General features: G+C 45.8%; 18 protein-coding genes. 5 read left to right on the plus strand and 13 right to left on the minus strand.

Annotated features, from left to right (window positions below):
• Positions 1 to 24 precede the first annotated feature (24 nt).
• Together ACED45_RS00130 and lpcA are read right to left on the minus strand one after the other, a co-directional pair.
• Positions 25 to 870 carry a class II glutamine amidotransferase gene (locus ACED45_RS00130; RefSeq protein ID WP_057622306.1) on the minus strand — a complete coding sequence of 282 codons (846 nt, stop codon included), beginning with the start codon at positions 868 to 870 and terminating at the stop codon, positions 25 to 27.
• A 64-nt stretch (positions 871 to 934) separates the two neighbouring features.
• Positions 935 to 1,513 (minus strand): D-sedoheptulose 7-phosphate isomerase, encoded by a 579-nt coding sequence (lpcA, locus tag ACED45_RS00135; protein WP_371713087.1) that lies wholly within the window; start codon positions 1,511 to 1,513, stop codon positions 935 to 937.
• Positions 1,514 to 1,841: 328 nt separating this feature from the next.
• Here lpcA and fadE point away from each other — a divergent pair, with 328 nt between their 5' ends.
• Positions 1,842 to 4,307 carry an acyl-CoA dehydrogenase FadE gene (gene fadE / locus ACED45_RS00140; protein WP_102432043.1) on the plus strand — a complete coding sequence of 822 codons (2,466 nt, stop codon included), beginning with the start codon at positions 1,842 to 1,844 and terminating at the stop codon, positions 4,305 to 4,307.
• Between the two features lie 130 nt (positions 4,308 to 4,437).
• Here fadE and ACED45_RS00145 read toward each other — a convergent pair whose 3' ends face one another.
• Together ACED45_RS00145 and dnaQ are read right to left on the minus strand one after the other, a co-directional pair.
• Positions 4,438 to 5,685: a TIGR03503 family protein gene (locus ACED45_RS00145; RefSeq protein WP_017066581.1), complete on the minus strand. Its 1,248-nt coding sequence runs from the start codon at positions 5,683 to 5,685 to the stop codon at positions 4,438 to 4,440.
• 9 nt (positions 5,686 to 5,694) lie between these two features.
• Complete coding sequence (dnaQ, locus tag ACED45_RS00150) at positions 5,695 to 6,462, minus strand: DNA polymerase III subunit epsilon (RefSeq protein ID WP_017060722.1); 768 nt, start codon at positions 6,460 to 6,462, stop codon at positions 5,695 to 5,697.
• A 56-nt stretch (positions 6,463 to 6,518) separates the two neighbouring features.
• Here dnaQ and rnhA point away from each other — a divergent pair, with 56 nt between their 5' ends.
• Positions 6,519 to 6,983 carry a ribonuclease HI gene (gene rnhA, locus ACED45_RS00155; RefSeq protein ID WP_048661234.1) on the plus strand — a complete coding sequence of 155 codons (465 nt, stop codon included), beginning with the start codon at positions 6,519 to 6,521 and terminating at the stop codon, positions 6,981 to 6,983.
• 119 nt (positions 6,984 to 7,102) lie between these two features.
• Here the strand turns inward: rnhA and ACED45_RS00160 are convergent, their stop codons facing one another.
• Positions 7,103 to 7,885 (minus strand): class I SAM-dependent methyltransferase, encoded by a 783-nt coding sequence (locus ACED45_RS00160; protein ID WP_048661233.1) that lies wholly within the window; start codon positions 7,883 to 7,885, stop codon positions 7,103 to 7,105.
• 53 nt (positions 7,886 to 7,938) lie between these two features.
• On the opposite strand from ACED45_RS00160, the gene gloB reads away from it, so the two are divergent.
• The 3 genes from gloB (at position 7,939) to ACED45_RS00175 (ending at position 11,025) form a co-directional block, all read left to right on the plus strand.
• Positions 7,939 to 8,697 carry a hydroxyacylglutathione hydrolase gene (gloB, locus tag ACED45_RS00165; RefSeq protein ID WP_048664593.1) on the plus strand — a complete coding sequence of 253 codons (759 nt, stop codon included), beginning with the start codon at positions 7,939 to 7,941 and terminating at the stop codon, positions 8,695 to 8,697.
• Positions 8,698 to 8,767: 70 nt separating this feature from the next.
• Positions 8,768 to 10,342 carry a LysM peptidoglycan-binding domain-containing protein gene (locus ACED45_RS00170; protein ID WP_371713088.1) on the plus strand — a complete coding sequence of 525 codons (1,575 nt, stop codon included), beginning with the start codon at positions 8,768 to 8,770 and terminating at the stop codon, positions 10,340 to 10,342.
• Positions 10,339 to 11,025 carry a YIP1 family protein gene (locus ACED45_RS00175; protein ID WP_048661230.1) on the plus strand — a complete coding sequence of 229 codons (687 nt, stop codon included), beginning with the start codon at positions 10,339 to 10,341 and terminating at the stop codon, positions 11,023 to 11,025. Before ACED45_RS00170 ends, ACED45_RS00175 begins: the two co-directional genes overlap by 4 nt.
• A 34-nt stretch (positions 11,026 to 11,059) precedes the next feature.
• Here ACED45_RS00175 and ACED45_RS00180 read toward each other — a convergent pair whose 3' ends face one another.
• The 8 genes from ACED45_RS00180 to lpxB form a co-directional block, all read right to left on the minus strand.
• The gene (locus tag ACED45_RS00180; RefSeq protein WP_048661229.1) at positions 11,060 to 11,902 is read right to left on the minus strand and encodes an endonuclease/exonuclease/phosphatase family protein; all 843 of its coding nucleotides are present in this window, start codon (positions 11,900 to 11,902) and stop codon (positions 11,060 to 11,062) included.
• Positions 11,903 to 11,963: 61 nt separating this feature from the next.
• Positions 11,964 to 12,302 carry a nitrogen regulatory protein P-II gene (gene glnB, locus ACED45_RS00185; protein WP_004738609.1) on the minus strand — a complete coding sequence of 113 codons (339 nt, stop codon included), beginning with the start codon at positions 12,300 to 12,302 and terminating at the stop codon, positions 11,964 to 11,966.
• A gap of 130 nt (positions 12,303 to 12,432) precedes the next feature.
• Positions 12,433 to 12,744, minus strand: coding sequence for a c-type cytochrome (locus tag ACED45_RS00190; protein WP_048661228.1), 312 nt, complete (start codon positions 12,742 to 12,744; stop codon positions 12,433 to 12,435).
• Positions 12,745 to 12,802: 58 nt separating this feature from the next.
• Positions 12,803 to 14,140: a tRNA lysidine(34) synthetase TilS gene (gene tilS, locus ACED45_RS00195; RefSeq protein ID WP_048661227.1), complete on the minus strand. Its 1,338-nt coding sequence runs from the start codon at positions 14,138 to 14,140 to the stop codon at positions 12,803 to 12,805.
• A gap of 126 nt (positions 14,141 to 14,266) precedes the next feature.
• Complete coding sequence (gene accA / locus ACED45_RS00200; protein WP_017060731.1) at positions 14,267 to 15,226, minus strand: acetyl-CoA carboxylase carboxyl transferase subunit alpha; 960 nt, start codon at positions 15,224 to 15,226, stop codon at positions 14,267 to 14,269.
• A gap of 45 nt (positions 15,227 to 15,271) precedes the next feature.
• Positions 15,272 to 18,751, minus strand: coding sequence for a DNA polymerase III subunit alpha (gene dnaE / locus ACED45_RS00205; RefSeq protein ID WP_048664589.1), 3,480 nt, complete (start codon positions 18,749 to 18,751; stop codon positions 15,272 to 15,274).
• A 143-nt stretch (positions 18,752 to 18,894) separates the two neighbouring features.
• A complete protein-coding gene (gene rnhB, locus ACED45_RS00210) occupies positions 18,895 to 19,515 on the minus strand; it encodes a ribonuclease HII (RefSeq protein WP_048606660.1) in 621 nt (206 codons plus the stop codon).
• Between the two features lie 48 nt (positions 19,516 to 19,563).
• Positions 19,564 to 20,760, minus strand: a complete 1,197-nt coding sequence (lpxB, locus tag ACED45_RS00215; RefSeq protein ID WP_048664585.1) for a lipid-A-disaccharide synthase — start codon at positions 20,758 to 20,760, stop codon at positions 19,564 to 19,566.
• Between the last annotated feature and the right edge of the window lie 36 nt (positions 20,761 to 20,796).

Below are 20,796 nucleotides of genomic sequence, written 5' to 3' on the forward strand. Positions count from 1 at the left end.
TCAAAATAAAGCTATTCGGATTACTTAACTCAATGGCTCAGTCGGTGCTTGGCTTACCACCTTCTTCGGCGCATAAGCGACATCTTCCAATGCTTGATGGTTGTTCCCAATCAGCTCACCAAAATGAAACAGTGCGTATTCGCCCGGCTTCATTCTAAACCACTCTTCATTGTCAGTTAGAGGCTGAGTCGCCACTACCGTAACCACATCATTAGGCGTGGTCTCTTCTTGAAAGTTAATCTCAACATCTTCATCAATCAGACTCGCATTACCAAAAGGCGCGCGTCTGGTTATCCAGTACAAATGGTTAGTACAGTATGTCATCACATACTCACCATCGCTCAATAACATGTTGAAAACGCCTTTCTCGCGTAGCTTGTCACAACACTCAGCCACGAAACGAAACATACCTTCCATGTCTTGAGGCGGTTCAGGAAAGCGCTCTTCAAGTTGTTTCAATAGCCAACAGAAAGAGAGCTCACTGTCTGTCTCGCCGACCGGTCTGAAACGACCACTCACCAGATCATCATAATCTGACAATTGACCATTATGAGCAAAGGTCCAATATCGCCCCCAAAGCTCACGGGTAAAAGGGTGTGTGTTTTCTAGATTAACGCCACCACGGTTGGCTTGACGGATATGACTGACAACGGCTTGGCTTTTAATTGGGTAGTTTTGAACCAACTCAGCGATCTTAGATTCACAGCTAGGGTTAGGATCTTTAAATGTACGAAAACCCTTTCCCTCATAGAAGGTAATACCCCAGCCATCGCGGTGCGGGCCAGTATTGCCTCCACGCTGCATAAGACCAGTAAAGCTAAAACAAATATCAGTTGGCACATTCGCGCTCATACCGAGCAATTCACACATGGTTTAATCTACTCCCTATTAAAACCAATGGAGCCACAAACCTGGGCTCCAAATGTCTGTAAAACTATTCTTCCATCTCTTTTTCGACAAGCTGAATCACAATGTGGATGATCTTAATGTGAATCTCTTGGATGCGATCTGCGTAACCAAAGTGTGGCACTCGGATCTCGATATCGGCACAACCCGCCATTTTGCCGCCATCTTTGCCCGTCAATGCAATCGTCTTCATGCCTTTAGCTTGAGCGGCTTCAATCGCTTTTAAAATATTGGCAGAGTTACCTGAAGTCGACAGACCAAACAACACATCACCTTTACGGCCTACCGCTTCTACATAACGAGAAAATACGTGGTCGTAGCCAAAATCATTACTCACGCAAGACAGGTGGCTTGGGTCTGAAATCGCAATGCCAGCGTAACCTGGGCGGTTTTCACGATATCGGCCAGTAAGCTCTTCCGCGAAGTGCATTGCATCACAGTGTGAACCACCGTTACCACAAGAAAGCACTTTGCCTTCCTGCTTGAATGAGTCAGCTATCAGTTTTGCAGCCGCTTCAATTTGAGCGATGTTATGGTCATCACTCAAGAACTTGTTAAGAACGTCAGCAGCTTCGTTCAATTCACTTTTGATTAGGTCTTGGTACATAAGGCTTATCTCTTATATTTTTTTACGCAACTTAAGGTACGTGAAATGAGAGCTGAGGGTTTTTCCCTCTTTTACCTGAGTTTACCCACAAACATGAAATAGTGTCGACACTTAAGCCCAAAGATTGCCACCTTAATTAGAGTCTCACTGCCGATCCGTCCAAATATTCGCCACCAACCTCTCACAATTAGAACTTTAACTCTATTGAGATCACTTTTTATTCACTTTGGAGTTTTACAAATATTTAATATTTTGTTTACACTTAACTGGTTAGACCTCTCACCTAAAACTTAATAACAATAAGTGATCTCTGAAAAGGAAATCGATCATGAACATATTGCTCTCCCTACTCGGCATGACCGCCATCTTAGGCGTCTGTCTTTACCATAGAGTTAGTCTGGTACGTGCATTAGTTGTATTAACTGGCGCAATGGTAGCATTAACACTGTTCGGCGGCGTGGCAGTCACTGGTTGGCTTTGTTACTTGTTAGCCGTTGCGATCTTTGCTGTGCCAGCCATTCGTCAAACTCTCATCAGCCAAAAAGCGCTTTCTGTATTTAAGAAAGTACTACCGGCAATGTCTCAAACAGAAAAAGAAGCACTGGAAGCCGGCACCGTTTGGTGGGAAGCAGAGTTGTTCAAAGGCAAGCCTGAATGGAAAAAGCTACAAAACATCGCTGATCCAAAACTGTCTGGCGCAGAACAAGCGTTCCTAGACGGCCCGGTAAACACGGTGTGTGAAATGGTCAATGATTACCAAGTCACCCATGAGCTTGCAGATTTGCCGCCAGAAGTTTGGCAATACCTGAAAGACCATAAGTTCTTCGCCATGATCATCAAGAAAAAATACGGCGGTTTAGAATTCTCGGCTTACGCTCAATCTCTCGTTCTACAGAAGCTTACGGGCGTTTCTAGCGTATTGTCATCAACGGTTGGCGTACCTAACTCATTAGGCCCTGGTGAGCTATTACAACACTACGGTACAGAAGAACAAAGAAATCATTACCTGCCGCGCCTAGCGGAAGGTAAAGAGATCCCTTGTTTTGCCCTAACAAGCCCAGAAGCTGGTTCTGATGCAGGTTCAATCCCAGATTACGGTGTGGTATGTAAAGGCGAATGGCAAGGTGAAGAAGTATTGGGCATGCGCCTAACTTGGAACAAGCGTTACATCACCCTAGCACCTGTCGCGACGGTATTGGGCTTGGCTTTTAAACTGCGTGACCCTGATGGTCTGCTTGGCGATCAAAAAGATCTAGGCATCACTTGTGCGCTTATCCCAACGGATTTAAAAGGCGTAGAGATTGGCAACCGCCACTTCCCACTAAACGTACCTTTCCAAAATGGCCCAACCCAAGGCGACGATATTTTCGTACCAATCGATTTCATCATTGGTGGCCAAAAAATGGCTGGTCAAGGCTGGCGTATGTTAGTTGAGTGTCTGTCGGTTGGTCGTGGTATCACACTGCCTTCAAACTCAACGGGTGGTATTAAGTCTGCTGCATTAGCAACGGGCGCTTATGCTCGTATTCGTCGTCAATTCAAACAACCGATTGGCCGCATGGAAGGGGTTGAAGAGCCACTTGCACGCCTAGCGGGTAACGCTTATGTGATGGATGCGGCAAGTAATCTAACCGTTGCAGGTATCGATCTTGGCGAAAAACCTTCGGTTATCTCAGCAATCGTTAAGTACCACTGTACACACCGTGGTCAGCGCAGCATCATCGATGCTATGGATATTGTTGGCGGTAAAGGTATTTGCTTAGGTCCATCGAACTTCCTAGCTCGTGGCTACCAAGGTTCGCCTATCGCGATTACGGTTGAAGGCGCAAACATCCTGACTCGTTCAATGATCATCTATGGTCAAGGTGCGATTCGCTGTCACCCTTACGTACTTAACGAAATGGAAGCGGCTTATTCTGAAAGCAGTGATGCTCTAGATAAGTTTGATTCGGCGTTAGCAGGACACGTTAGCTTTACTATGAGTAACCTAGTCCGCAGCTTGTGGTTTGGTTTAACCGATGGCCGTGGTTCAGATGCGCCAACACCTTCAAATAAAACCGATAAACAGACACAACGTTACTACCAACAGCTAAACCGCTACAGTGCAAACCTAGCGCTACTGTCTGATATCTCAATGGCAGTTCTAGGTGGCTCACTGAAGCGTAGAGAACGTTTATCAGCAAGATTGGGGGACATCCTGAGTCAACTTTACCTCGGCTCAGCAACGCTGAAACGCTTTGAAAGCGAAGGCAGCCACGCTGAAGATCTACCGTTAGTACATTGGGGTATGCAAGATAGCTTACGCCAAACTGAAGTGGCGATTGATGAGTTCTTAGCGAACTTCCCTAACCCTGTGATTGGTCGTCTGCTTCGTGTTGTGCTAATGCCATTTGGCCGTATCCGTCGTGCACCAAACGACAAGCTGGATAGCAAAGTCGCGCACATTCTACAAACACCAAGTGAAACACGCTCTCGTATCGGTCGTGGCCAATACCTAGAAGCAACGGAATACAACCCAGTAGGTAAGATTGAAAAAGCGCTAGAAGTGATTCTTCAAGCTGAACCTCTGTTCGACAAAGTCTGCAAAGAGACGCATCAAAAACGTGCCTTCTTACGACTTGATCTTGTTGCTCAGTTGGGACTTGAAAAAGGTATCTTAACGCAAGACGAAGCAAATCTTCTGATTAGCGCTGAGGAACACAGACTGTACACGATTAACGTTGATGACTTCTCACCAGAGGAGCTTGCAGCAAAGTCTCAGTACCCAGACCAATCGATTGATAACGTCGCTTAAGGTCAAAAATAGAAACAAAAACGGGACTCCTATGAGTCCCGTTTTTTTGTTCATGACATCGTTGTCAAAAATTCTAATGCTTTATCTCTGGCGGCTTATTCTCTCCAGACAACCTAATCATCTAAGCGAGTTACTTAGGCGCTTTAAGCTGCATCTCAGGTAACGCTTTTTTCTTCGCCTTGACCTTACGAACCACAAACCAAATCAATAAGCCCAATAGAATAGCGACCACATTACCCACCGCAATAATGATCATACTGCGCTGTCTGTCATCTTCACGTTTTTGAAGGATCATCAACTCTGTTGCGATACGCTTCTGTTCAGCAAGTGCTTCTTCTTGAAGGCGTCGTGACTCTGCTAAGTCGATATCTTCAACAACGCTGTACGACTGCTCAGTAATTGGAAAGATAAGCGGGCGCTGACTTGAAGCATCAGTGGCATAAACCATCCCTGACCAATTATAAATCCCTAAATCGCCATTATAAGGCAGCTCTAAAGCGACTTTCATTGCGTCGACTTCTGCTTGCCCCTGCTTGTACATAACATATTCATCAGGAGCCTTGTGCTCAACATGAACCGCCAAAGAGCTCGGTGCGATCATCCCCTGTTCACCAGACACCACAATAGTATGAGGTAAACCCTCTTTTCGAGACTGAATAAAGGTGGTAGTGAGCGGTGTTGGGTAAACCAAGACTTCTTGCTCTTGCGCTCGCAGGAACACACCATTACCAGAGGTAATTCGCGCTCGGTATTTACCGGGCTCGATATCAATTGGTAAGGATACTGTGAATACGCCGTCTCCCGCTTTTTCATCAAGATCAACACCATCATCAGCAAACTCGCCCATCACAACCGGAACCGGGCGAGCTTCTCTCACTAAAGACTCTTCGTTTTCAACAAACTTAGTAAAGGTAACCTTAAGCTTCACGCGATCGAGAAAATCACGCAGCACAAGCGGCTTGCCATCAGAGGTGAGACGGGCGGTAAATTTAATGCGCTCAGTCTGATACAACTTGTCGGGAAACTCATTAGCATCCAAAACAAGATGAGACAGGAGCTTGATGTTGTTCTTAGGGGAAACTTTACCTATCGCTTGCCAAGGGCCAGGCATCGGATTGTCGATAGATATAATGTCCATGGACGACTCTTCGTACCAACGGACATTATCAGCATTGCGCCAAGAGTAGTATTTCTTGCCATCAGGACGAACCAAAACGACAGGTTTAGAGTTATCGGCTCGATAAATCACAAAGGTGACTTGTTCAATACTGGAATCAACTCGAAAACGGTTGTCCAATAAACTCATTACGGATTCTGTTGCCGCATGCAAGCTAAAGCTTAACAGCAATAAACAACCGGTAGCCAATACCCTTAACATACTCTCTCCCTACTGACGCCAGAGGCAGCTTCCGCTTTTCTCGACGAGATCTAAACGACTTTGATGCGCTTCTACTTCATCGGCCGTAGCTCGTAAAACCTTTAGGGATTTTCGACCACTTTCTACTCTTCGTATGCTTTCGGCTTCGCCTTCCTGTTGACCAGCGTTAAATTGCAGCGAAGTTTGGCCACCCGTCATCAATAAGTAGACGTCGGCTAGGATCTCCGCATCGAGTAATGCGCCGTGGAGAGTACGGTGCGAGTTATCAATACCATAACGGTCACATAAGATATCTAGGTTGTTTCTTTTACCTGGGAATATCTTCTTCGCCATCGCCAAGGTATCGGTAACTTTACAGTAGTCATCCGTTTTACCTATCGCTGGATTAAGCTTCTCAAACTCATAGTCCATAAAGCCGGTATCGAAGGGCGCGTTATGAGCCACCAGCTCTGCACCTTTTATAAAGTCGAGAAACTCTTTATGTATGTCTTGATATTCAGGCTTATCAATCAAGAACTCATCGGTAATACCGTGAACGCCAATCGCCTCTTCTTGAATCGCACGATCAGGTTTTATGTAGACGTGAAAATGACGCCCGGTCAACCTACGGTTGATGATCTCTACTGCACCAATTTCAACGATGCGGTGACCCATGTAATGAGGGCCACCTTCTGTATTCATACCGGTGGTTTCGGTATCGAGTACAACAATGCGCTTATTTTCGTTCGAACTGTTTTTTTCGTTCGTGCTTTGTTCTGGAGTGCTACTGGTATTCATAAGGATAACTGTGTCAGACTATGCCGATAATGTGCTTGAGGTAATAGTATCAAATCATGACGAAACAAGTTGAAATTTTCACTGATGGTTCTTGTTTAGGCAACCCTGGTCCTGGCGGCTATGGCATCGTACTTCGCTACAAAAAAGTCGAGAAGACGCTAGCAGAAGGTTTCACGCTAACAACCAATAACCGTATGGAAATGCTCGCCGCTGTCGTTGCTCTCCAAGCCCTCAAAGAGCCTTGTTCTGTGATTCTGACCACAGATAGCCAATACGTGCGTCAAGGCATCACACAGTGGATTCACAACTGGAAAAAGCGTGACTGGAAAACAGCCGACAAGAAACCGGTTAAAAATGCCGATCTGTGGCAAAGGCTTGATAAAGAAACCGCTCGTCATAGCGTTGATTGGCGCTGGGTAAAAGGACACGCAGGACACAGAGAAAACGAAATGTGTGATGATTTAGCAAGAAACGCAGCGGAAAATCCGACTAAAGAAGATACGGGCTATCAGCCAAGTTAATCGTCTTTTTGAATTAGACGTACATTTCAGAAAATGATTTATTGTTCCTGAAACTGATTGATAACGCCTTAAATTAATTGATAGTTTCTTAACCGAACTAGTAGATAAAAAGCCGACAACTAGTCGGCTTTTTCTGTTTTTAGCGGATATGATGCTTTGGCTGAATCCATTGTACGACGCGTATTTGTTCTAAAACTTGCTCCAACAGGTGAGAAACGTCGCTTAAGGTGCCAATGTGGCTTGATAGGTTTTAGCGGGTAAGTACGTTTACGTGCAACAATAAAGTATTGGCTTCCGGCGAAGGATGCACATCCACCTAAGCTGTTCTCCAACCACGTCCACATCGCTTGATACTTACTCATCGGAAACAGCGCGTAGGTGTCACAATGAATCACTTCATAATTAAGTACCCCTAACCAGTCTTTTATTCGGTTAGGCGTGTACATGCGCCCACTCCAAGGCAAACTGTTCTTTCGCCAAGGCATCAAACTGGCAAGCCCAGTGACACTAATCGGGTTAAAGCCAGTGATAATGATATAGCCATCGTCCATCATGACTCGATCAACTTCTCTCAATAAGCGATGTGGGTCATTGCTATAATCTAACTGATGACTCAACACCACAACATCAAAGCTTTTCTCCAAAAAGGGCAAATTATAGCCATCCGCTATCACATTATGTAATGGGTTCTGGATATCTAGGTTTACTTGATGTTGAATGTTGCATGTGCAGCTAGAAATCTCACTACTGAGGCCACCGAGCTTGAGCATATGGTAACCAAATAGCTTTGGGCACCACTCATCGAGTCGAGTTTGAATAGATTCTCTCAACCAGTCCCCATTGTGCAATTGCGCCCAAGTATAAGGACGTTCAAACTTCTTTCTGCTACGTGCTGGCTTCATCAATAATCTGTCTCACTTATTCTGTCGCACTAAAAGTGACTGGAGAACCAATAATGTTACATATCAAAAGCATACCTGCATTTAACGACAATTACATCTGGCTGATTGAAAATAGCGATCGCCGTTGTGCTGTCGTCGACCCTGGTGATGCGGCTCCAGTATTAGAGTACTTAGCACACCATGAGCTAACTTTAGATGCAATCTTGATTACACACCACCACCACGATCACATTGGTGGCGTTCCAGAACTAGTTAGACAATTTCCCGGCGTGGATGTCGTGGGTCCAAGGAATGAACCAATCCCCACCTTAACTCACCCAGTCGATGATGGTGACCAATTAGAACTGTTTGACGAAGTATTCCTCGTCCTAGGGCTCAGTGGCCACACCGCGGGTCATATTGGTTATGTAGGTGATGCGAAACTGTTTTGTGGTGATGTGCTGTTCTCTGCGGGTTGCGGCCGAATCATGGAAGGCACACCACAACAGATGTTCGATGCACTGAATAAGATCACGGCGCTACCTCAAGAAACCGAAGTTTATTGTGCGCATGAATACACTGCCGCAAACATCGCTTTCGCATTAGCGGTTGAACCTGACAACCAACATTTGCAGCAATATCGCGACCAAGTGAACCGACTTCGCGCGCAAAATAAGTCGACCATCCCCACAAATTTGAGACAAGAGAAGTTTGTGAACCCCTTCTTACGCTATACCGAGCCAAGTGTAGTGAAATCAGTGTCTAATCGCACCGAGCAGACCGACCCTTTATCGGTATTCACCGCTTTACGTGCGTGGAAGAACGAATTTTAACAAATACAGACTTGTCACTCATAGGGGGTGGCAAGTATTATCATCGGCCGTTAATTAAAAAGGCTGTAACATGCGAGTTAAGTACAGCTGGGCTTTGGTATTACTACTTTCTGGTTGCCAATTAACTCAGTCAGAGAATCCAGACCAAGCTTCCGAGCAAACCAACACATCTCCTACTAAAGAAGTTTCTCAAGCGAACGTTTCATCAGAAGCCACAGCCAAAGAAGATCAAAAAGTTGAAGCACCTGTCGTAACTCCACAAACACAACAAGATGTTTGGAAACGCATTGCGATGCAACTTGAAATGGAAGTACCAGACCAAAAGAAGGTCGACTACTACCGAACTTGGTACCTCAAGCACCCGAGTCATCTAAAAACCGTATCAAAGCGTGCTGAACCTTTCCTGTATCTGATCACCACTAAGATTGAAGAAAAAGGCTTACCACTAGAGCTGGCCCTATTGCCCGTTGTAGAAAGTTCTTTCGATGCGTTTGCCTATTCTCATGGCAGTGCTGCAGGTCTATGGCAATTCATTTCAGGCACAGGCAAAGACTACGGGCTTGAACAGAACTTTTGGTATGACGGCCGCCGTGATGTTGCCGCCTCTACCGACGCCGCATTGGATTTCTTATCAGACCTTAACCGACGTTTCGATGGCGACTGGAACCATGCGATTGCTGCCTATAACAGTGGCGGTGGTCGAGTGAACAGCGCAATCCGTAAGAACAAGAAGTTGGGTAAACCAATCGACTTCTTCTCTCTCGATTTACCAAAAGAGACCAGCAGCTATGTACCTAAACTGCTTGCTCTAGCTGATGTCATTGCCAATCAAGAAAAGTATGGCATCGATATCCCTGCGATCCCGAACAAGCCAGTGCTGACTCTGGTTAACCCTGAAGAACAGCTTGATTTAGCGATTGCTGCGAACTACGCAGGCATTCCAGTTAAAGAGCTGCAAGGCTACAACCCTGCTTACAACCAGTGGGCAACGGCACCAGAGAAACACCAACAGCTATTACTTCCTCCAGACTCAGTTGAAAAATTCAACAAAGAAGTCGCAGCCAATAAAGGCAAAGGCATGAAGTTGGTACGTTACAAAGTTCAATCTGGTGACAGCATTAGCGTGCTAGCAAGCAAATACAACACCACCAGTAAAGTGATTCGCTCTGCAAACGGTTTGAGCAACAACAATATTCGTATTGGACAGCACCTGCTAATCCCAACATCAACTAAAGACGACAAGACATACGCACTAAGCGCTTCAAACCGCCTAGCAAGCACACAGTCGAAGAGTCGTGGTCAATATAAGCTCAGCCATACAGTAAAAAGTGGTGACAGCCTATGGACGATTGCACGCGCAAATAAGGTATCTCACCAATCACTGGCTAAGTGGAACGGTATGGGACCACGCGACACGCTGAGAGTTGGTCAAGAACTGGTCATTTGGAAGAATGGTTCAGACGGCGCCATCATCCGCACGATCTTCTATAACGTAAGATCTGGTGACACAGTCAGCGGTATTGCATCAAAGTTCAAAGTAAAAAGTACAGATGTTGTAAAATGGAACGCTTTGCAGAACAAGAAATACCTACAGCCAGGACAAAAACTCAAGCTGTATGTTGATGTAACTAAGGTAAGTGTATGAACCCGTCAAGTAACCCACTCGTCATGCTGTTGGATATATTCCGTTCACCGACAGCGTGTTTCTTAGCGCTTTATCAGCGAAGTGCTTGGGGATGGCAACCCTACGTCGTATTAATGCTCAGCCCATTTTTGTTTTGGGGTGCTTATTTTTCGAATGTCGATTTTGCATGGTTAAGTGCAGAGCTATCACAGCAATTGGCTCAAACTAACCCTGACCAATTGGCGTTACTTGACAGCAACACCCTACTCGCAAGTGAAATCATCAACGACGTATTTAGCCGAACGCTAACCATCGTTTTGTTGGCATTCTGGTTTAACCTAGCAACAAAGCCAAGCCAACATCAACATAGCTTTTGGCGATGGTTTGCAGCGGCATCCGTTATCATCTTCCCTGCAGTTTTAGGCGACATTGCGAGCTACGCAAGCCTGATACTCAAGCATGGACATGTGATGAACTACGCCGCTGATTTGAATAGCTTAAACGGCTTAATCAAGTTACCGCTAACCAATGATTGGTCGCAGTTTGCTAGCTCATTACCACTGTTGTTGCCTTGGTACATTGTGTTGGGTTATGCCGCAGTATTGACGTGGACTGAGTTTGAGCGTGGTCAGGCACTGGTCATCTCTGGCTTACCATGGGTCGGCTACTACCTAATCTGGGCGCTCTACATTTTAATCTTTTAAGTTAAAGATATAAGGCTAGCGAAAACTCTCTAGCCTATTTAACCTTAAAAGTCACTCGCATAGGGTTATGATCAGAAGCGTCCGTAATGGGCGCTTTTGCTTTTTCTACCTCTAGCCCTCGATAGAACACATGATCGAGCACCAGTCCTGTAATGAACTGAGTTCTGTTGTCTGGGTCAAAGGCTACTTCCGTCAAACCTACCTGTTCCAATGCACCTTTCAAGACAGCAAAGCGGGCTTCACTCCAACTATTAAAATCCCCAGCAAAAATAACAGGCCCACGATACTTTTGCAGATTGTCAGTTAAGCTCTTGAGCTGAGCTTTGTAATCTTCCGTACCAAACGTAAAGTTCACAGCATGGATGTTAATCACGGCCAGTTGTTCGCCGTTACTAAGTTGGTAACGCGACCAAAGCGCGGATTTTGGTAATTGAAGCCAAGGTTCTTCATGAGTATAAGCACAAGCTTCGATAGGCAAATGCGTCGCTAGGTTAAGTACACCAGCACTTTGCTCAAAGGCTTCAAACGCATTAACACGAGTGCTTCCCCACTGGCCACTCGTTACCCATTGGCGAAGTTCTTCTGTCATACTCGCTTCTTGCAACAAGACTAAATCGCTACCAGCCGACAGCTTATTTAATTCACTCTGCCAATTACTTCGGTTTTGCTTGTAGATATTCCACACCGTAATGTCTAAGCCATCAGACACATCAATTGCTTTCGGCTCAGAATTTTGATAGCAACTGTAGATATCATTGCTGGTATTTTGAGAAGAGGTGATCAGGTTGGGTTTATTCGGGATCACGAAGATTAAATGAAAACTAACGACAGCAAGCGTTATCAATAGCGTGATAACAATGATGGTTTTCTTAAACATACAACACCCTACCAGAGATGAAAAAGGAGCGATAAACGCTCCTTTTAGGGTAATAGTTTTTTTATACGGCGTCTTCGTCTTCTTCACCAGTACGAATACGTACCACACGTTCAACGTCAGTAATGAAGATCTTACCGTCGCCAATTTTGCCTGTTTGCGCCGTTTCGATAATGGTATCAACACATTGGTCAGCCACTTCGTCGGTCACAACAATTTCCAATTTCACTTTAGGTAAAAAGTCGACCATGTACTCTGCGCCGCGGTATAGCTCAGTATGACCTTTCTGACGTCCAAAGCCTTTCACTTCAGATACTGTCATACCCGTAATACCCACTTCTGCAAGTGCTTCACGTACATCATCAAGTTTGAATGGCTTGATAATGGCTTCAATCTTTTTCATGTTCATCCCTTAAACTGTGCGAATGGCTCATTATCGGTTAGCTATAGTAAACATTCAATGAAAAAAGCCAGAGCTTTAAAGCTCTGGCTCGAAATTTATCATCTTGTTTAATCAGCGCTTTAAGAAGGTTTTACTTAAGGCTTGCGTAGTAAGCGGCTAGATTAGCAATATCTGCATCATTCAGCATTGAAGCTTGAGCCTGCATTACAGCGGCCAAACCGCCGGTACGCTGGCCGTTCTTATATGCGTTAATTGATGAAGCGATGTATTGCTCGTTTTGACCTTTAAGGTTTGGGTAACCTGGGATCACTGCGATACCGTCAGCACCATGACATGCTGCACAGATTGCTGCTTTAGCTTGACCCGCAGCAACATCACCCGCCAGAGCGTTACCACTCAATAGTCCAAATCCAAGAACTAATCCTAGTGTAATTTTCTTCATTGCATATTCCATTAATTATTTTTATTAAAGTGACGGTGAATTGTGACACAAACTTTTTCTACTTGCTCCAAAGCGCTTCACAATCTTGACCTTCGTAGTTTTTATCTACGAATAAGCCTAAAACAGCGATCACTCGATCGCCATCCATTAATATTGGCGTTCTGCGTCGTAACCAACTGGGTACTTGGTACTCTTGAAAGAGTTTTTTGAGCTTTCTGCTATGACCGCGTCCAACAGGATGCGCTGATAATCCTTCAGGGTTGAAGATCACTCGTAGCGCTCCGTTTAACCCCTTCAAGCTGAAGCTTTGCGAATTACGACCATTCGATACAGCATCACTCTGTGATGGCATGAATTGTAATTTCCCTAAACCATCGGGCAGTTGCAAGCTATCACCAAGCACTACATCGGCATGCCAACTCGACAAGTCCTTAGTCTCTTTCACTATGTAGAGCTGATGATTAAAACGCCTAACCTCAACCTCATTCAACACCAATTTAGGGTTGGCATCAACCTGAGCGCACGCCACTTCATTCCAGATAAGCTTGAGCTGCTTTTGACTCGGCATTGCTTGATTACAATGACTCAACCACATTCTTAACAGTCGTGCTCGTAACAAGTCTGAGTGTTGAGATAACGCCTCAATGCTTAAGCTCTGACTATCTCCCAAAGCTTGCTGAAAGTGTGACTCAAGTAACTCATCGAGCAATAACTCTTGCTCCGCACAAAGCTGAGCACTACGACTGACCGACTCACGAAAGCTCGGCCAACGCTCAGTCAGCACCGGAGTCACTTGATGACGAATAAAGTTTCGGTCAAAACGCACATCCTGATTACTCTCATCTTCTACCCAAGTTAAGCCCATGCCGTAAGCAGCTGCTTCAATCTCGGTTCGAGTTACCGATAGCATAGGGCGAACAATATGAGCATCAACAAACGGCATCACTTTCGCCATTGAAGAGAGGCCTTTAGGCCCACTGCCACGCTTCAACGCTAACAAGAAAGTCTCTACTTGATCATCGAGGTGTTGACCTGTAACAAGCACATCCCCATATCGAATATGTTGTTTGAAGGCGTGATACCTAGCATCTCTAGCGAGTTTTTCTATGCTTTCTCCACTGTTAACATCCAACGACACTCGCTCAATAGCTAATGGAATAGACAAACCATCACACCATGTTTGGCATTGTTCTACCCAGAGGTCTGCATTTGTACTTAAGCCATGGTGCACATGAACCGCATGGCACTCAATGTCGTGCGCTTGGGCATATTGAGCGGATAACTCCAACAACACTCGTGAATCGACACCACCACTGAAAGCGACGACCAACCTACTACGAGGCTTAAGCGCGCTTTGATCAAGTACAGATGTGAAAGTATCAATTAAGTGTGTCATGAGGCTACTAAACCAAGAGGTCGTGTGTGAAAGGATAATGTTTTAATAATAAAAAAGGGTTGGCACTGAGTCCAACCCTTTCATCAACTTGTTACGTTAAGCAGACCTTATTACTAAGGTAACTTATCAGCAGTAGCCGTAGCTCATTAGACGCTGGTAACGACGCTCAAGAAGCGTTTCGTTATCAAACTGCTCTAGCTCTTCTAGCTGTTTAACTAGCATGTCTTTCATGTTCTGAGCGGTTTGTGCAGGGTCGCGGTGCGCGCCACCTAGAGGCTCAGGAATGATTTCGTCGATAAGCTCAAGCTCTTTAAGACGAGGAGCAATCAGGCCCATCGCTTCAGCTGCTTGTGGGGCTTTATCTGAATCACGCCATAGGATTGAAGCACAACCTTCTGGAGAGATTACTGAATACGTAGAGTACTGAAGCATGTTCACGTAGTCACCAACACCAATCGCTAGTGCACCACCAGAACCGCCTTCACCCACAACGTTACAGATAACTGGAACAGAAAGACCAGCCATAACCTTTAGGTTTTTCGCGATAGCTTCAGATTGACCACGCTCTTCAGCACCAACACCTGGGTATGCGCCCGCTGTGTCGATGAAAGTAATAATAGGCATGTTGAAACGCTCAGCGGTTTCCATTAGACGTAGCGCCTTACGGTAACCTTCTGGCTTTGGCATACCAAAGTTACGGATCACTTTCTCTTTAGTCTCGCGACCTTTCTGGTGACCAATAACCATAACAGGACGGCCATTTAGACGAGCCATACCACCCACAATAGCTTTGTCGTCAGCGTAAGCGCGATCGCCCGCCATCTCTTCAAACTCTGTGAATGCATGCTCCAGGTAATCTTTTGTGTAAGGACGTTGAGGGTGACGAGCAAGTTGAGCAACCTGCCATGCACCTAAGTCACTAAAGATTTTCTGTTTAAGCTCTAAGCTTTTTTTCTCTAGTTGTTCGATTTCTTTGTCTAGATCTACCGCTGTGTCACCACCATGACGCGAAACGTCACGTAGCGCTTCGATTTTTGCTTCAAGTTCAGCGATAGGCTTTTCAAATTCTAGAAAGTTCAGGCTCATCTATGAATCCTTGTTGATTCAGCTCCGTATTCGCGAAGCTAAATTTTAGTTAAATTCGAGTTCTACTTGGCTATTTCCAAGCAGCTGTTTTAATTCGTCTAGTAATGTATCACTTGGCGTCACACGCCATTCTGTGCCCAATGTTAACCGCGCTCTAGCGTCGGCACGCTGGTAGTATACATTGACTGGGACCGTTCCGGCTCTATAAGGTTCTAAGATTTGACTAAAGCGTTCAAAAAATTGACCGTTAATTTGGGATTGGTCGATAGATATCGACACCCCACGAGCATATTTCTCACGGGCGCTTCCTAAGTCCATGACCTCGCGCGCGGACATTTTAAGCCCGCCATTGAAATCATCAAAGCTGACCTGTCCGGAAACGACCACAATTTTGTCTTTTTCGAGCAACTCTGCGTAGCGATCGAGCGCATCAGAAAACAACATCACTTCCATTCGCCCAGATCGGTCATCAAGTGTCATCAAACCGATTCGTGTACCGCGCTTAGTGGTCATCACTCTCGCAGCAATCACCAAACCGGCAATCGTTAATGATTGGTCACGACGCGTTGGCGTGGCATCTTTCAAGCGACAGCTGGTGTATTTCGCTAACTCTTTGATGTAAGCGTTAACCGGGTGACCAGTTAGATACAAACCAAGCGTTTCGCGTTCGCCCTCAAGCCAAACCTTCTCAGGCCACTTAGGCACTTGGGTATACTTGTGTTCAACCTCTTCCGGAGCATCGGTCAACACGCCAAACATATCTGATTGTCCAAAGGACTCAGCGTGGTGATGTTGGCTTGCCGCTTTAACCGCATCCGGCAATGAAGCCATCATCGCTGCACGGTGAGGACCTAATCTATCTAAGGCACCGGATAGAATCAACTTTTCGATAACACGTTTGTTGACCTTCTTCAGATCAAGACGCGCACAGAAGTCGAATAAGTCTTTAAAGTAACCGCCCTTATTTCGTGCTTCGATGATCGCTTCAATAGGGCCTTCACCTACCCCTTTGATCGCGCCGATACCATAAACAATCGCGCCATCTTCATCGACGTTAAAGCGGTACAAGCCCGAGTTGATATCCGGTGGGAGCAGCTTGAGCTTCATACGGAAACACTCATCAACAAGGCCAATAACCTTCTCGGTGTTATCCATATCAGCCGTCATTACCGCAGCCATAAATTCCGCTGGGTAGTGCGTTTTCAACCACAGCGTTTGGTAAGAAACCAGTGCGTATGCAGCCGAGTGAGATTTGTTGAAGCCGTAGCCCGCAAATTTCTCTACCAAGTCAAAGATCTTCATGGCAAGTTCGCCATCAACACCATTGGCTTCAGCACCCTCTTTAAAGGTACCACGCTGTTTCGCCATCTCTTCTGGCTTTTTCTTACCCATCGCACGACGCAACATATCCGCGCCGCCAAGCGTATAGCCTGCCAGAATCTGTGCGATCTGCATTACCTGTTCTTGATACAGGATGATGCCGTAGGTAGGTTCTAGTGTCTCTTTCAGTGATTCGTGTTGCCACGTTTCATCAGGGTAAGAAACCGCTTCACGGCCATGTTTACGGTCGATAAAGTTATCTACCATGCCTGATTGCAGAGGACCCGGACGGAACAGGGCTACCAATGCGATGATATCTTCAAAACAGTCGGGCTGTAGACGTTTGATCAGGTCTTTCATACCACGCGATTCCAGCTGGAATACCGCAGTCGTTTCAGAATTTTGTAATAGATTGAACGACGCTTGGTCATCAAGAGGAATCGACTCAATACGAACTGGCTCTTTACCCTCTTTCTTCAGGCGAGGGTTTACGAGGCCCAACGCCCAATCGATGATGGTCAGGGTACGCAGGCCCAAGAAGTCGAACTTAACCAAGCCAGCCGTTTCAACGTCATTCTTATCGAATTGCGTTACTGGGAAGTTACCTTCAGCATCGGCATAGATTGGTGCAAAGTCAGTGATCGTGGTTGGTGAGATTACAACACCACCCGCGTGTTTACCGGCGTTTCGCGTACAACCTTCAAGAATGCGACATTTATCGATCAGTTCGCGAACTTCTTCATCGCCATCGTAAAGCTCCGGCAGTGCCGGTTCAGCAAGGAATGCTTTCTCCAACGTCATACCAGGATCTGGCGGTACAAGCTTTGAAATTCGATCGACGAAGCCAAATGGGTGACCCAGTACACGGCCTACGTCGCGAATTACCGCTTTCGCCGCCATGGTACCAAAAGTGATGATCTGAGATACCGCATCACGCCCGTACATCTCAGCAACGTGGTCGATAACTTGGTCACGCTTATCCATACAGAAGTCGATATCGAAATCGGGCATGGAGACACGTTCTGGGTTCAAGAAACGTTCGAAAAGGAGATCGTATTCAAGTGGATCGAGATCGGTGATATCCAAGGCGTAAGCTACTAGAGAGCCAGCACCAGAACCACGCCCTGGACCTACTGGCACATCGTTGTCTTTTGACCACTGAATGAACTCCATTACGATCAAGAAGTAACCTGGGAAACCCATGTTATTGACAACTTCGAGCTCGATCTTGAGTCGCTCATCGTATTCAGGTCTGCGCTCAGCGCGAACTTTTTCGTCAGGGAACAGGAACGCCAAACGTCGTTCAAGACCTTCTTCAGATTTCTTGATCAAGAAGTCTTCAATCGCCAAACCTTCCGTAGGGAAGTTAGGCAGGAAGTATTCCCCTAAACGAACGGTCACGTTACAACGCTTGGCAATCTCAACACTGTTCTCTAACGCTTCCGGAATATCAGAGAACAGCTCACACATCTCTTCTTCACTACGAAGATATTGCTGCGCGCTGTAGTTCTTAGGACGACGAGGATCGACCATAGTGAAACCGTCATGGATCGCCACGCGGATTTCATGAGCATCAAACAGGTCCTCAGTTAGGAAAACCACTTCGTTGGTTGCGACAACAGGCAGGTCTTCCTGTTCAGCAAGCTCTAACGCAAAGTGTAAGTATGACTCTTCATCCGGTCGTCCGGTACGAATCAGTTCTAAGTAAAAACGGTCGGCGAAGTACGTCTTGTAAAACTCGACGCTGCTTGCAACCAAATCACGGTTACCTTTCAGTAGCGCCTTACCAATCTCACCTTCTTTGGCACCCGATAGAATAATCAGGCCTTCGGCATTCTCAATCAACCACTCTTTATCGATAACAGGCTGATGCTGTACATGACCACGAAGGTAAGCTTTTGAGATAAGCAGCGTTAGGTTGTTATAACCTTTATTGTCGGTTGCAATGACGGTGAGCTTGGTTAGCTCGTCACCGAATTCCGGAGACTGCATCAAGAAGTCAGCACCAATAATTGGTTTAACCCCACACCCATGAGCAGTACCGTAAAACTTCACCAACCCACACAGGTTGGTAAAGTCGGTCAATGCTAGAGCAGGCATACCCATTTCAGCGACTTTTTTTACTAATGGTGGCACCTTGGATAGGCCATCCACCATCGAAAAGTCACTGTGTACGCGTAGGTGAACAAATTTTGGATCTGACATTATTTTTCCTGAATTCTAGGTTTGAGCCTAGGGTTACAACTGTGTGTATTCTATTTTTTTCTGACGCAAGTAAGCAACTTTATTCGATGCCCAGGTCTAGCTAACGTAAAGCTCTAGTCTAGATAGAGCTTAATCAATACGCTCTAATCTATGCCAAGGATACGTTTTACTGGCTTAAAGCTCTTACGGTAATGCTCGGTAACACCATGTTTTTCAATCGCTTCGAAATGCGCTTTGGTTGGGTAACCTTTGTGTTTCGCGAAACCAAACTCTGGATGCAACTTGTCGAGTTCTTCCATCTCTTGGTCACGAACCACTTTAGCGATAATAGACGCTGCACTTATCTCTGCTACTCGTAAATCGCCCTTTACAATAGCCAGACCGTCCATTGGCAGTTCAGGAACACGGTTACCATCGATCAGTGCCATGTCAGGCTGAACGCTCAACCCAGCGATAGCGCGCTGCATAGCGACCATAGTTGCCTGTAGAATATTCAGCTCATCAATTTCTTGTGGCGAACAGCGACCAACAGACCACGCCAAGGCTTTCTCCTTGATTTCAGGAAGCAGAGCAAGACGCTTTTTCTCAGACAGTTTTTTTGAATCGTTTAAGCCTTCGATTGGATTATTTGGATCTAGGATAACCGCAGCAGTCACCACATCGCCTACCAATGGCCCACGACCTACTTCATCCACACCAGCAAACAACTGGTAGCCTTGCGGATATTCAAATGGAGGAAGCTCTTTTTTCTCTTTTACTGCCATGACAATTCTCTTTGTAACTTATAAGTCAGTGCTTTCTGAGGCTGCACTTTATGATTCAACAAACTCTCGACCAATCAATTTCAGTACTGCGTTGGCGGCTTGCTTATCAGCATCTTTACGAATCCAGTGATGCATCTCGGTAAAACGTTCGATCAATGCACTGTTGTCGGCTGATAGCATTTTGTCGACAGATGGGAACAAGAAGTCTGGGTGGCATTCCTCAAGAATATGCTCTTTCACGATCTCTTCACCAGCCAAAATATTCGGCAGTGATACGAAATCAGTGATTGCTAGCTTCTTCACAATGTAGCCTGTCAGCTTATTTACTTTGTAGCCAACGACCATTGGACGCTTCAGTAACATACACTCAAGAGCCACTGTGCCGGAAGCCAGAAGCACAGAGTCAGCAGCGGTAATCACGTTGGTTGCCGTATCTTCGACTAACGTGAATTCAAGCTCAGGCGCTGTTGTTTGCCAGATTTCGGTAAACTGTTTTTTACGCTGTTCATTCACGAGCGCAACAACAAAATTGATGTCAGGGTATTTTTGCTTAATGCGCTGGCACGTTTCGATAAATGGTTGAGCGATCAACCCCATCTCACCACCTCGACTGCCCGGCAATACGGCTAACCACTGTTTGTCTTGGTCTAAGCCTAACAGCTCACGTGCATCTTGTTTACTTGGTTCTAAAGGAATTGCGTCTGCCAGCGTGTGGCCAACAAATTCACAGGCAACGTTGTATTTATCGTAAAACGCTTTCTCGAATGGCAGGAAGGCCAAAACCAAGTCGGTTGCTTTGTCGATTTTAAAGATACGCTTGGGACGCCAAGCCCACACTGAAGGGCTCACGTAATGGACCGTTTTAATGCCTGCGTTCTTAAGATCAAGTTCAAGTCTTAGGTTGAAATCAGGTGCATCGATACCAACAAACACATCTGGTGGGTTTTGAGTGAAATACTTAACCAACTCTGCTTTTACTTTTAGCAGACGAGGTAAACGGCCAAGTACTTCAACTAAGCCCATGACAGCTAGCTCTTCCATCTCGAAAAGAGACTCACAACCAAGCGCCTTCATTTTGGGTCCGCCAATACCGACGAATTCAGCATTCGGGTACTGTGATTTGATTGCTTTGATAAAACCTTCACCAAGCGTATCACCAGAGAGTTCTCCGACAACGATACCTACCCGCAGAGGTTCATTCGAAACAAAGTCCGTGCTGTTGGTTGCTGCTTCTTGCTGTGCCATAGTTTTCCAATTCCCTTCTTGCCTAAAACAAAAAAG

It is taken from the genome of Vibrio crassostreae, assembly GCF_041439375.1.
In the GTDB taxonomy this organism is placed as follows: Bacteria; Pseudomonadota; Gammaproteobacteria; order Enterobacterales; family Vibrionaceae; genus Vibrio; species Vibrio crassostreae_D.